The organism is Dactylosporangium fulvum, from assembly GCF_025137375.1.
GTDB classification, from domain to species: Bacteria; Actinomycetota; Actinomycetes; order Mycobacteriales; family Micromonosporaceae; genus Dactylosporangium; species Dactylosporangium fulvum.
In genome coordinates this window covers 10,150,885-10,162,618 of record NZ_CP073720.1, presented here as the reverse complement: position 1 = coordinate 10,162,618, position 11,734 = coordinate 10,150,885, and the positions used below count along the sequence as shown (strand labels likewise).

The window sequence follows — 11,734 nt, the reverse complement described above, 5'->3', positions numbered from 1 at the left end:
AAAGCGAAACAGGCCCTAGGTTTTGCCGAGCTTGTCGAGCGCCCACGCGGTGATGAACGCTTCCTCGCGCCAGGCGTCGTAGCGGCCGCTCGGGCCGCCGTGGCCGGCGCCCATCTCGGTCTTCAGCAGGACGTCCGTCGACGGGGACAGGGTGCGGAGGCGGGCGACCCACTTGGCCGGCTCGTGGTAGAGGACCCGCGTGTCGTTGAGGCTCGTGACGGCCAGAATCGCCGGATACAGGCGCTCTGACACGTTTTCATACGGCGTGTACGACTTCATGTAGCGGTACACCTCGGGGTCGGCAAGCGGGTTGCCCCACTCCTCCCACTCCGTGACGGTCAGCGGGAGCGACGGGTCGAGGATGGTGTTGAGGGCGTCGACGAACGGGACCTGGGCCACGATGCCGGCGAACGACTCCGGCGCCAGATTCGCCACCGCGCCCATGAGCAGGCCGCCCGCCGAGCCGCCACGCGCGATCAGACGGTCGGTGGCCGTCCAGCCGGCCTTCACCAGGTGCTCGGCGCTGGCCACGAAGTCGGTGAACGTGTTCTTCTTCGCCAGGAGCTTGCCCTGGTCATACCACCGGCGGCCCATCTCACCGCCGCCGCGGATGTGGGCGACCGCGAAGACCACGCCGCGGTCCAGCAGGGACAGCCGCGGGATGGAGAACCACGGGTCCATCGAGGCTTCATACGACCCGTAGCCGTAGAGCAGCGCCGGAGCCGAGCCGTCGCGCGGAGTGCCCTTCGCCGCCACGATCGAGATCGGGACACGCGTGCCGTCCTCGGCGATCGCCCACTCGCGATGCTGCTCATAGCGGGTCGGATCGAAGTCGCCGAGCACCGGCTTCTGCTTGCGCAGGGTCAGCGCGCCGCTGTCCAGGTTGCAGTCGTACACCGAGTCGGGCGTCACGAGCGACACGTAGTGCAGCCGGAACGAGGTGGTGTCGTATTCCAGGTTGGCCTCCGGGCCGACGGAGTAGATCGGCTCGGGGAAGCTGATGTCGTAGGGCGCGGCGCCGCGCAGCGGCACCACCCGAATCCCGGTCAGGCCGTCGCGGCGCAGCGTCACGACGAGGTGGCCGGAGAAGGCGTCCACCTGGAGCAGACGGGTGCCGGGATCGTGCTCGATGAGTGTGGTCCACGCGCCGGGATTGTCGACCGAGGTATACGCGAGGGCGAAGTCCTCGGCACCGTCGTTGTGCAGGATCAGGAACCGGTGGCCGTGGTGCTCGACCGAGTATTCGACGCCCTGCCGGCGGGGCGCCACCGGGCGCGGCGGCGTGGTCGGCGCGTCGGCCGGGATGACCAGGACCTCGCTGGTCACCTTGCTGTTGATGTCGATGAGGATGAACCGCTCGCTGCGGGTCAGATCGACGCCGACCCAGAAGCGCTCGTCGGGCTCTTCGTGCACCACCACGTCGTCGGCGGACGGGGTGCCGATCGTGTGGCGCCACACCCTGTTCGGCCGCCACGCCTCGTCGACCGTCAGGTAGAACAGCGTCGACCCGTCGGCGGACCAGGCCGAGCCGTAGAACGCGTTTTCGATCGTGTCGGGCAGCAGCTCACCGGTCCGCAGGTCCTTGACCCGCAGCGTGAAGCGCTCCTCGCCGGAGAAGTCGATGCTGTAGGCGAGCAGGTTGGCGTCGACGCTCACGTCGAAGGTGCCGAGGGCGAAGAACTCCGAGTCGCCGGCGAGCTCGTTGCCGTCGAGCAGGATCTCCTCGCCGGGCAGGCCCGTGCCGTCGCCGATGTCGGGCGGGTCGAGCTGGCCGTCGGCCACCGGCACACGGCAATGGATGCCGTACTGCTTGCCGGCCTCCGTCCGGGTGTAATACCAGTAGCCGCCCTTCCGCGTGGGCACCGAGAGGTCGGTCTCCTTGGTGCGCGTCTTGATCTCGTTGAAGATCGTGTCGCGCAGCTGCTCAAGGTGGGCGGTCGCCGCGGTGGTGAACGCGTTTTCGGCCTCGAGATAGGCCACCGTGTCCGGATCGTCCTTCTGATGGAGCCAGAAGTATTCGTCGACCACGGTGTCACCGTGGTGTGTCCGCTCGTGGGGGATCCGCTTCGCGATAGGCGGCTGCTCGCTCGTCACGCATGCCAACGTTACTAGCTTCCGGGTGACACCTAGGTGTCATCGAATCGGCGGCAACCGTCGGTGTCGTTCGCCGGTCTTCAGCAACAGGAGGGAAGCGACGCCGGTACCGTCATGGTCTCGTAGTTCGGGCGAGGCCACGGAGGGATGCGGTGCGGCGTCGTGAGGTGTTGCACATCGGGGTGATCGGACTGGCAGGGATGCTGGTCCAGGCGTGCTCCGAGGGGTCGACGACAGCACCACGGGCGGGGGGTGGCTCGCCTGCCCCGTCGGGGCAGGCCGCGTCGGCGTTCGACCCTTCGGGGTATGTCCCCGCCGCGGTCCCGCTCGCCGAGTTGAAGAAGCTCTTCAACTACGACAAGAACGCCACCCTCAACACGATGCTCACCGACAAGCGCACCGGCGACGGCGTGATCCTCGAGGACGTCACGTATTCGGACACCCGCGGCCACGACGAGGTCCCGGCCTACGTGGTCGGCCCGGCGTCGGTCACCGGGCGGCTGCCCGCCGTCGTCTACGCCCCCGGCAGCGACGGCAACCGGGACACGCTGCTCGAGGAGGCCATGGCGCTCGCACGGCACGGCGCCCTGGTCTGTGTGCCGGGCCTGCCGCTCAAGCCGACCGGCGACGCCGCGGCCGACGCGAAGGCCGTCGCCGACTCGGTCGTCGCCCAGCGGCGCGCCCTCGACCTGCTCACCCGCCGTTCAGACTGTGACGGCTCGCGGATCGGGTTCGCCGGCCACAGCTGGGGCGCGGCCCAGGGCGCGATCCTGCTCGGGCTGGAGACCCGGCTGACCGCCGTGGTGCTGGCCTCCGGTACCGGCCGTATCTCCCGATGGATGGTCAAGCAGCAGGTGCCGCCCGACTGGCACGCCTACCTGGACGCGGTCGGCCGGTTCGACGCCGGTCCCTACGTCGCGGCCGGTGGCAAACGGTCGGTGCTGCTTCAGTTCGGCCGGCAGGACCAGATCGTGCCGGAGGCGGAGCGGACCGAGCTGGCGGACGCCGTCGCCGGGACGAAGGAGCGCAAGGACTACGACACCGGCCACGACCTGGTCGGCTTCGCCCCTGCCGGCACCGACCGGGTGGCGTTCTTCAAGAAGGCCTTGCGACTGAAGTAGCCACGGCATAGGCTCTCGAACGCATGTTCGATATTCGTTCGAGCGCGTCTTTGGGAAAGCCAGGATTGGCTACCGCGATTCCCTTCGACCGATCTTCCCCGCAGTCACGGTGGCGGTTTGGTGAACAGGGAAGCGGGAGCAGCGGTGACGGTGATCGAGGCGTTGGCGACGGCATGCGGTCCTGACCACGTCTGGGAGGCGGGGCGGGCCGACACCGTCGACGGGGTGCCGGTCGGCTGGGTGGTGTCGCCTGGCGACGCCGACGAGGTGTCCGAGGTGCTGCGGTTCGCCGCGGCCGAGGGCCTGTCGGTCGTGCCCACCGGAGCCGGCACCAAGCTCGACTGGGGCGCGCCGCCCACACATGTGGACATCCTGCTCGACCTCGCCCGGCTGACCGGGGTGCTCGAGCATTCGCCCGGCGAGCTGACCGCCACGATCGCGGCGGGCACGCCGATGCGGGCGATCCGGGCGCGGTTGCTGCGTGAAGGCCAGCGGCTGCCGCTCGACGTCGGGTCGCCGGGCGCGACGCTGGGTGGTGTCCTCGCGACCGGCGAGGCCGGCCCCTTGCGCCACCGGTTCGGTGCACCGCGCGACCTCGTCGTCGGGGTGCGGATGGCGCTCGACGAGGGCAGCCTGGAGCGGCAGGTCGGCGGGCACGATCTCGCCCGGGATGCCTGCGGGTCGTACGGCACGCTCGGCGTGATCACGGAGGCGACCGTCCGGCTGGAGCCGATGCCCGCCGCCCGGGCCTGGGTCGTCCGCCCGGTCTCCACGCCGCGCGAGGTGCAGCAGCTCACCGAGGCCGTCGTCGGATCGTCGCTGGAACCGGCCGCGATCGAGGCCGACCTTCCCGGCGGATCCGGGGCCCGTCCTGCGGAGCTCTCCGCGCTCTTCGAGGGCTCGCGTGAGGCCGCCCTGGCCCGCGCCGAGGCGGCCGCCAAGCTCCTCGGTGGTGGTGCGACCGTCGAGCAGTTGCCGCCGGCCTGGTGGGGGCGGTATCCGTTCGGGGTCGACGACGTCGCGCTGAAGATCTGGGGCCGGCCGAGCGAGCTGTTCGCGGTCGTCTACGCGCTGCGGGACGCGGCCGGGATGCCGGTGCCCGTGCGCGGGTCGGTCGGGCTGGGCGTCGCCGCCGTCGCGCTGCCGGACTCGATCGCGCCGGAGCGGCTCGACGGGATGCTGACCGCGGCCCGCACGGTCCTGCTCGCCCGGGGCGGTGGGGGCTGCACGCTGCTGCGCGCCCCGGTGGAGCTGCGCGACCTGGTGGAGACCTACGGGCCGGGGCACCTGACGGACGCGGCGGCCCGGCTGAAGCTGGCCCTCGACCCCGAGGACCGCCTCGCACCGGGCCGCCTGCCCGACCCTTCGTGAGCCTGCGATCAGCAGACCTACGAGCAGCGCCAGACGACGGCGTGGATCACATGGTCGGTGTCGTCCGCCTGGCCGGCAAGCACCCTGCCGTCGTCGCTGATCGTCTTTGGCAGGTTGGAGAATCCGCCGGGCCTGTGGACGAACACGTCCGGCAGCACGAGCGTCCGGCCGGCCGCGATGAGCACGCCGCGGCCCTGCATGTCCGTGCCGACCATCCAGCCGGAGGTGTTTGCGGTGCTGGGCCGGATGTTGATCCCCGGCACCGCCTCGACCTGCCCGGTGCGCAGGTTCCAGCGCAACCCCGTGGCGGTGCTGACGCCGGTGGCCCAGCCGTTGCGGACCGTGAACGCCGTGTAGCCGAGGTTGCCTGGGTCGCCGACGGTCGGCAGGATCCGGCCGGTGCCGTCGGCTGCCCAGGCGTAGGCCACGCTGCCCGTGCCGGTCGTGATCGTGCCGACCGCGGTGCCGTCGTCGTCGATCGCGTGCGCCTCGCCGTTGCTCGCCCCGTCCGGCAGCGGGAGTTCCACCGGGTCGGACGCCGGGGTCCGCCAGATCAGCGGTCGCCGGTTGCGACTGCCGACGATGACGTTGCCGGCGTTGATGCCCTCGGCCGTGGCGCCGTCACCGCCGGGAAGCCGGGTGACCTTGCCGTCGCTGAAGAGCCAGGCGACCGGCTTGCCGTCGACGGTGCTCTCGCCGACGGCCGTGCCCCCGGCGTTGACCGAGTTGATGGCCTGGGCGTCACCGGGCACGTCGATCTTGGTCGCCTTGCCGTCCCGCCAGAGGATGACCTGGTTTGTGCCGGGCTGCGGGTACGACCGGCCGAAGATCGTCCGGCCGGTCGGGTCGGCCGCCGTGACCAGAGCCATCGTGACGTTGTCCGGGATCGGCAGCCGCTCCGCCTTGCAGGAGGTCGGCACGGGCGGCGCCTTCGGCGGTGGCGAGCTTGCTGACGGTGCGGCCGTGACAGGTGGCGAAGCAGATGGTGCGGCGGTGGCAGGCGGCGCAGCGCTTGCCGATGCCTCAACCAGTGTGGAGTTGTCCGTCTTCTGCATCGAGGTGATCGCCACCGGCACGCCGGCCATGGCGAGCACGGTCAGCCCGGCGACCCCGGAGGTCACCGCGGTCCGGCGGGCCCGCCGCCGGCGTCCCTCCTGCATGGCCCGCCCGACGTCGATCGACGACGGCTGAAGTGGATCGGTGGAAAGGGGTCCCAGCAGTTCGCCGGCGTTGGATTCATCGATATGCATTGATTATCGCTCCTGTGCGTCGCTCAGGGCCGCGACCGTCTGCTCGTCGAGCAGCCGTCGCAGCGCTGTCAACCCGTGGGAGGTCTGGCTTTTCACCGTGCCGGTCGAGACGCCGAGCATGTCGGCGACCTCGGTGACGGGCAGGTCGTAGATGAACCGCAGCACGAGCACCGCCCGCTGGCGGCGGGGCACCCGGGCGAGGGCGGCGCGCAGGACCGAGCGGTCCTCCACGCTGTCCGGCTCGGGTGCCACGGACTGCGGCGGCTCCGCGAAGAGCCGCACCTTCGCCCAGGCGAGCCTGCGCTCGTCGATGAAAGTGTTCACCAGCATGCTCCGCACATATCGGTCCAGGTGATCCGCCTGCCGGATCTTCGACCACCGCACGAACAGCGTGGTGATGGTCTGCTGGACGAGATCGTCGGCGCGGTGGGAGTCGCCGCTCAGCACGTATGCGAGACGGCGCAGCGCCGGCAGCCGCGCCGTGACGTACTCGACGTACTCCTGCTCCGCTTGATCCCGGCCCATCCGAGGCGCTCCTCCCGTCGGGGATCTGGTCCACCCTCAGACGGTCGCCGGGTGCGCTTAGGTTGTACGCGTCTTCTCGGTCCACACGACGGACTGCTCCTGACCGTCGATCTCCGTCGTGTAGGCGCGCTCCGGCACCTCCACGAAGCCGAAGCGGCGGTGCAGGGCGATCACCTGCTTGTTCCATGCCAGCGTGCGCCCGCCGAACGACTTGAGCCGCATCTCGTCGAACGCGTAGGTCACCGCCGCCTTCTCCAGTTCCATCCACGCCGGCAGCAGCTCACCACGCTCGGTCAGGCCGTCGACGTCGAGGAAGAAGCCCCACTCGGCGGTGCCCGCGGCCGCGTCGTGGTCGTTGAAGGTCACCACGCCGGAGTCCTGGCCGCAGTACGAGAAGATCAGCACCCGTTTGGTCGGGTCTGCCTGGACCTTCGTCCACCACCGCGCATGACCCTCAGGAGTGATGTAAGCGGTGTAGATGCTCGCCCCGCGGGTCTTCGGGTGGTTACGCCATTGGCGGATGGTTTCCACATCCGTGTCAAAAGCGTCGCGCAGCACCGAAAACCTCCCGAGATGGTCAAACGCCAACGGTACACTCGCTCGCGGGTGCCGCCTCGGGACGGTGGCGGCCGACCGGCTTTGAGCCCTGATCGGACAGGACCCAGATCTGATGAGCAACCTCGATCGTCTCCGTGTCGCCTTTCGCACCGCGCTGGGTCTCCCGGAAGAGTTTGAAGTCGACAAGCTTGAATATCGAGGCATCGAGCAGTGGGACTCGCTGGCCCATCTCACCCTGGTGGCGGAGATCGAGGACGCGTTCGACGTCATGATTGACACCGACGAGGTCATCGACCTGAGCTCCTTCGACAAGGCCGTCGAGATCCTGGGGAAGCACGGCATTGAGCTCACCGGCTGAAGCGACGAGGGTCGCGTTCGTCACCGGTTCGTCCCGGGGGATCGGCCGGGCGGTCGCCCGCAAACTCGCCACCAAGGGTTACCAACTGGTCCTGCACGGGATGCGCGAGGGCTCGGCCAAGACGACCGCCGACGAGCTGGCGGCGGAGTTCGGCACAGACCCACTCGTCGTGCACGGCGACGTCAGCCAGGCAGCCGACGTCAAGGCGATGGTCCGCCTCGTCTTCGAGCGGCACCGGCGCCTCGACGCCCTGGTCGTCAACGCGGGCGTCCACGAGGCCGGCCTGCTCGGCATGATGAGCGACGCCGCCGTCGAGCGGCTCTTCGCGGTCAACGCCGTCGGCGCCACCCACACCGTCCAGGCGTCGGTCAAGCTGCTGCGCCGCGGCACCACGCCCGCCGTCGTCCTGCTCTCGTCCGTGATGGGCACCGCCGGCGCCGCCGGCCAGGTGGTCTACGGCGCCACCAAGGCCGCGGTCGCCGGCTTCGCCCGCGCCGCCGCCAAGGAGCTCGGCCCGGCCGGCATCAGGGTCAACGCGGTCGCGCCCGGCTTCATCGCGACCGAGATGCTCGACTCCCTCGACGAGGCCGGCCGCGCGGAGCGGGTCGCCGCCACGGCACTGCGCCGCCTCGGCGAGCCCGAGGACGTCGCCGACGTGGTCGCGTTCCTGCTCTCCGACGGCGCCCGGTTCGTCACCGGCCAGGTGATCGAGGTCGACGGCGGACTCGTGGTATGACCCTGCTGCACCCGGACGCCCGGCTGATCGACGCCGTCACCGGCGCCGTCGTGCAAGGCACGGCACTTTCCGCCGCCGGCGCCTACGCCGGCGTCATACCCGGTGTCGTCTTCCTCCCCATGCCGACCACGGTCGACGCCGTCGTGCGATACGTCAGCGCGTTCGAGGCCGGTCGCCCGCTGGCCCTGCTCGACCCGACGCTCCCGCCGGAGACGCTGGCCGACTTCGTCGACCGGTTCGAGCCCGCCGTGGTCGTCGGCCCCCTGCCCGGCGACGTCCCGAAGGGCTACCGGTCCAGGTCGGACGAGCGGCTCGGTCCCCTGTGGGAGCGCGAGACGCCGTCGGCCGCCGTGCCCCATCCGGATCTGGCCGTCCTGCTCGCCACCTCGGGCTCGACCGGCAACCCCAAGCTGGTCCGCCTCTCCCGTGCCGCGATCGCGGCCAACACCGCCTCGATCATCGAGGCGCTCGGCATCACCGGCGCCGACGTCACGGTAAGCAGCTTGCCGTTCTACTACTCGTTCGGCATGTCGGTGCTCAACACGCACCTGGCCGCGGGTGCGACGGTGGTCGTCGAGGCCGACGGCCTGCTCGGCCGGGGCTTCTGGCCCGCCGTCACCGAGCACGGCGTGACGTCGTTGGCGCTGGTCCCCTCGCAATACGAGATCCTGCGGCGCCTGCGCTTCGACCCGGCGAAGTATCCGAGCCTGCGCACCCTCACCCAGGCGGGTGGCCGGCTGCGGACCGAGCTCATCGAGGACTTCCACGGCCGCATGAAGTCCGTGTCGGGCCGGCTCTTCGTGATGTACGGCCAGACCGAGGCCGCACCGAGGCTCACGACGTTGCCGGCGGACCGGTTGACCGAGAAGCTCGGGTCGGTCGGCCCGGCGGTGCCCGGCGGGCATCTCAGCGTGCGGCTCGAGGACGGCACCGAGTCGACCGGGCCCGACGTGCGCGGCGAGGTGCTCTACCGGGGCCCCAACGTGATGCTCGGCTATGCCGAGACGGCCGCCGACCTGGCCCGCGGTGACGACCAGGGCGGCCTGCTGGAGACCGGCGACCTCGGCCACCTCGACGCCGACGGCTACCTCTTCGTCGACGGCCGGCTCAAGCGCTTCGGCAAGGTCTTCGGCGTCCGGCTCAACCTCGACGACATCGAGGGCATGCTGCCCGGCCCGGCGGCGGCGGTGGCCGGCGACGACAAGATCGTCGTCTTCGTCGTGGACGGCGCAGGCGATGCCACGCGGCTCCGCCAGGAACTCGCCGACCGGCTCAAGTTGCACTGGTCCGGCTTCGAGGTCCGTGGCGTCGAGGCACTGCCGCTGCTGAGCAACGGCAAGACCGACTACCGCACGTTGGAGTCCGCGCGATGAACGTCTTCACGCTGGCCCAGCCGGAGCGGGAGGCCCAGCTGCTTCCCCGGCTGGTCGAGCTGACCGACCGGCACCGCGCCCGCGGCGCCGCCTACGCCAACATCCTCGCCGCGATCGGCCACGGTCCCGGCCGCGAGTACCAGGCGGTCGCCGACCTGCCCTGGCTGCCGGTCCGGCTGTTCAAGACCCGGCAGCTCAAGAGCATCCCGGACGACGAGGTCTTCAAGGTTCTCACGTCGAGCGGGACCACCGGCGACGTCAGCCGCATCTACCTGGACAAGGCGGCGGCCGCGGCGCAGACCCGGATGCTGGGCCAGACCCTGCAGACGGTGCTCGGGCCGAAGCGGCTGCCGATGCTCATCGTCGACTCGACGGCGATCGTCAAGAACCGGCGCTCGTTCAGCGCCCGGGGCGCCGGTGTGCTGGGCATGGTGACGTTCGGCCGCGACCACGTGTGGGTGCTCGACGAGCACGACAAACCCGACGTGGAAGCGGTGCGCGGCTTCCTCGCCGCGCACGGCGATCAGCCGTTCCTGATCTTCGGCTTCACCTTCATGGTGTGGTTGTATCTTTACGAGCTCGCCCGCGACAACGGCCTCGACCTCAGCAACGGCGTCCTGGTCCACTCCGGCGGCTGGAAGAAGCTGGTCGACCGCCAGGTCGACAACGCCGAGTTCCGCCGGGCCTTGCAAGCCGGCACCGGCCTCACCCGGATCCACAACTTCTACGGCATGGTCGAGCAGATCGGCGTCGTCTACCTCGAAGGCCCCGACGGCGACTCGCTCTACTGCCCCGACTTCGCCGACATCGTCATCCGCGATCCGGAGACGTGGGAGCCGCTGCCCCCGGGCAGACCGGGCCTGGTGGAGGTGGTCAGCACGCTGCCGGAGTCGTATCCCGGACACGTCCTGCTCACCGAGGACCTCGGCGTCATCAACGGCATCGACGACGGCGCCTGGCCGGGCAAACGGTTCTCGATCCTCGGCCGCCTGCCGAGGGCCGAGGCCCGGGGCTGCAGCGACACCTTTGCGGGTGGGTCGGCATGACGGTCATCGAGCCGCGGTTCCCCGCCGGTGCGCCGGTCTCCGGCGTCGATCGACTGCTCGCGGAGGTCTCCCAGGAGCCCGACGGCGGCCGGCTGGTCGTCGGCGACGAGCGGGTCCGTGAGTTCCTCATCGCCTTCTCCCGCCGGCTGCTCAAGCCCGACCTGGCCCGCCGGCACCCGGAGCTCGGCTCGCTGGGCTTCTTCCTCCGCAAGGGTGAGCTCGCCCGGGCCGTCGAGCGGCTGGGTGACGGCGTCGGCGGCCGGCGCCGCGCCCCGCGCGGGCTGGCCGTGCACTTCCCGCCGGCCAACGTGGACACGATCTTCGTGTACTCCTGGGCGCTCTCGGCCCTCGCCGGCAACCACAACATCGTTCGGATCTCCAACCGCTCCGCCGGCGCCGCGCAGACGGTGCTCGAGGCGCTCAACGACGTGCTCGCCGACGCCCACCCGGCGATCACGCAGACCCAGCGGATGGTCACCTACGACCGCGACGACGCCGTCACCGGCGCGCTCATGGGCGCCTGCGACCTGCGGGTGCTGTGGGGCGGCGACCAGTCGGTCAACCTGCTCCGCAAACACCCGGTGCGGCCGCTGACCCGTGATCTCGCGTTCCCGGACCGTTCGTCGTTCGCGGCGATCTCGGTGCCCGGGTGGCAGACGGCGACACCCGCCCAGCGCCGGGCGGCGGCCGACGGCTTCGCCAACGACCTCTACTGGTTCGACCAGGCGGCCTGCTCGTCGCCGCGCGACCTGTTCTGGGTCGGCGACGCCGCGGCGGCCGAGGAGGCGAAGGCCGAGTTCGCGACGCTGCTGGGCGAGGTGGTCGGGCAGCGGGGCTGGGCGGTCGACGCCGCGATGGCCGTCGAGAAGCGCGTGGCCACCTACGGGCTGGCCGCGACCGGTGCGGCGACCCGGGTCGTGTTCGCCGGCAACGCGGTGGCCGACGTGGAGCTGGCCGGGCTCGGCGAGGTCCAGCGGCACTGGCTCGGGGCCGGCACGATCTGTCACGTCACGATCGGATCGCTCGCCGAGCTGGCGCCGGCGATCCAGCGCAAGGACCAGACGCTCAGCCAGTTCGGTTTCACCATGTCGGAGCTCGACGACTTCGTGACCACGCTCGCCGGCCGGGGCATCGACCGCATCGTGCCGATCGGGCAGGCGCTGACGTTCGCCGGGGTCTGGGACGGCTTCGACCTGCTGCACGAGTTCACCCGGATCATCACGATCCAGACCGGAATCGGCTGATAAACCACGGTCAGAGAGCCTTTGGCGAGTCCCAAACGTGGTCACCGGCGTTGGGTGA

At 70.7% G+C, this 11,734-nt stretch carries 11 protein-coding genes; 7 read left to right on the top strand and 4 right to left on the bottom strand.

Going from position 1 to position 11,734, the window contains the following annotated elements; all coding sequences use genetic code 11:
- Positions 1 to 15 precede the first annotated feature (15 nt).
- The gene (locus Dfulv_RS46850) at positions 16 to 2,094 is read right to left on the bottom strand and encodes a S9 family peptidase (RefSeq protein WP_259860254.1); all 2,079 of its coding nucleotides are present in this window, start codon (positions 2,092 to 2,094) and stop codon (positions 16 to 18) included.
- A gap of 152 nt (positions 2,095 to 2,246) precedes the next feature.
- On the opposite strand from Dfulv_RS46850, the gene Dfulv_RS46845 reads away from it, so the two are divergent.
- Together Dfulv_RS46845 and Dfulv_RS46840 are read left to right on the top strand one after the other, a co-directional pair.
- Entirely contained in the window at positions 2,247 to 3,215 is a 969-nt protein-coding gene (locus Dfulv_RS46845; RefSeq protein ID WP_259860253.1) for an alpha/beta hydrolase family protein, read from the top strand.
- A gap of 144 nt (positions 3,216 to 3,359) precedes the next feature.
- Positions 3,360 to 4,586: an FAD-binding oxidoreductase gene (locus Dfulv_RS46840; protein WP_259860252.1), complete on the top strand. Its 1,227-nt coding sequence runs from the start codon at positions 3,360 to 3,362 to the stop codon at positions 4,584 to 4,586.
- Positions 4,587 to 4,603: 17 nt separating this feature from the next.
- Here Dfulv_RS46840 and Dfulv_RS46835 read toward each other — a convergent pair whose 3' ends face one another.
- From Dfulv_RS46835 to Dfulv_RS46825, 3 genes are read right to left on the bottom strand one after another with little or no spacing between them, the layout of a single operon-like run.
- Positions 4,604 to 5,836 (bottom strand): hypothetical protein, encoded by a 1,233-nt coding sequence (locus Dfulv_RS46835; protein ID WP_259860251.1) that lies wholly within the window; start codon positions 5,834 to 5,836, stop codon positions 4,604 to 4,606.
- A gap of 3 nt (positions 5,837 to 5,839) precedes the next feature.
- Positions 5,840 to 6,361: a SigE family RNA polymerase sigma factor gene (locus tag Dfulv_RS46830; protein ID WP_259860250.1), complete on the bottom strand. Its 522-nt coding sequence runs from the start codon at positions 6,359 to 6,361 to the stop codon at positions 5,840 to 5,842.
- 57 nt (positions 6,362 to 6,418) lie between these two features.
- Complete coding sequence (locus Dfulv_RS46825) at positions 6,419 to 6,919, bottom strand: GNAT family N-acetyltransferase (RefSeq protein WP_259860249.1); 501 nt, start codon at positions 6,917 to 6,919, stop codon at positions 6,419 to 6,421.
- Between the two features lie 112 nt (positions 6,920 to 7,031).
- On the opposite strand from Dfulv_RS46825, the gene Dfulv_RS46820 reads away from it, so the two are divergent.
- Genes Dfulv_RS46820 through Dfulv_RS46800 form a run of 5 tightly spaced genes read left to right on the top strand, consistent with a single transcriptional unit; the run spans position 7,032 to position 11,676 of the window.
- Positions 7,032 to 7,277, top strand: coding sequence for an acyl carrier protein (locus Dfulv_RS46820; RefSeq protein WP_259860248.1), 246 nt, complete (start codon positions 7,032 to 7,034; stop codon positions 7,275 to 7,277).
- Positions 7,261 to 8,013 carry an SDR family NAD(P)-dependent oxidoreductase gene (locus Dfulv_RS46815; RefSeq protein ID WP_259860247.1) on the top strand — a complete coding sequence of 251 codons (753 nt, stop codon included), beginning with the start codon at positions 7,261 to 7,263 and terminating at the stop codon, positions 8,011 to 8,013. Before Dfulv_RS46820 ends, Dfulv_RS46815 begins: the two co-directional genes overlap by 17 nt.
- Positions 8,010 to 9,386 carry an AMP-binding protein gene (locus tag Dfulv_RS46810; RefSeq protein ID WP_259860246.1) on the top strand — a complete coding sequence of 459 codons (1,377 nt, stop codon included), beginning with the start codon at positions 8,010 to 8,012 and terminating at the stop codon, positions 9,384 to 9,386. Before Dfulv_RS46815 ends, Dfulv_RS46810 begins: the two co-directional genes overlap by 4 nt.
- A complete protein-coding gene (locus tag Dfulv_RS46805) occupies positions 9,383 to 10,432 on the top strand; it encodes a LuxE/PaaK family acyltransferase (RefSeq protein ID WP_259860245.1) in 1,050 nt (349 codons plus the stop codon). Before Dfulv_RS46810 ends, Dfulv_RS46805 begins: the two co-directional genes overlap by 4 nt.
- Complete coding sequence (locus Dfulv_RS46800; protein WP_259860244.1) at positions 10,429 to 11,676, top strand: acyl-CoA reductase; 1,248 nt, start codon at positions 10,429 to 10,431, stop codon at positions 11,674 to 11,676. Before Dfulv_RS46805 ends, Dfulv_RS46800 begins: the two co-directional genes overlap by 4 nt.
- The last annotated feature ends 58 nt before the right edge of the window (positions 11,677 to 11,734 follow it).

Excerpts from the sequence above, each read along its gene's own strand:
- Dfulv_RS46835 (WP_259860251.1), bottom strand. The coding sequence starts at position 5,836 with ATGCATATCGATGAATCCAACGCCGGCGAACTGCTGGGACCCCTTTCC.
- Dfulv_RS46830 (WP_259860250.1), bottom strand. The coding sequence starts at position 6,361 with ATGGGCCGGGATCAAGCGGAGCAGGAGTACGTCGAGTACGTCACGGCG.
- Dfulv_RS46820 (WP_259860248.1), top strand. The coding sequence starts at position 7,032 with ATGAGCAACCTCGATCGTCTCCGTGTCGCCTTTCGCACCGCGCTGGGT.
- Dfulv_RS46810 (WP_259860246.1), top strand. The coding sequence starts at position 8,010 with ATGACCCTGCTGCACCCGGACGCCCGGCTGATCGACGCCGTCACCGGC.
- Dfulv_RS46805 (WP_259860245.1), top strand. The coding sequence starts at position 9,383 with ATGAACGTCTTCACGCTGGCCCAGCCGGAGCGGGAGGCCCAGCTGCTT.
- Dfulv_RS46800 (WP_259860244.1), top strand. The coding sequence starts at position 10,429 with ATGACGGTCATCGAGCCGCGGTTCCCCGCCGGTGCGCCGGTCTCCGGC.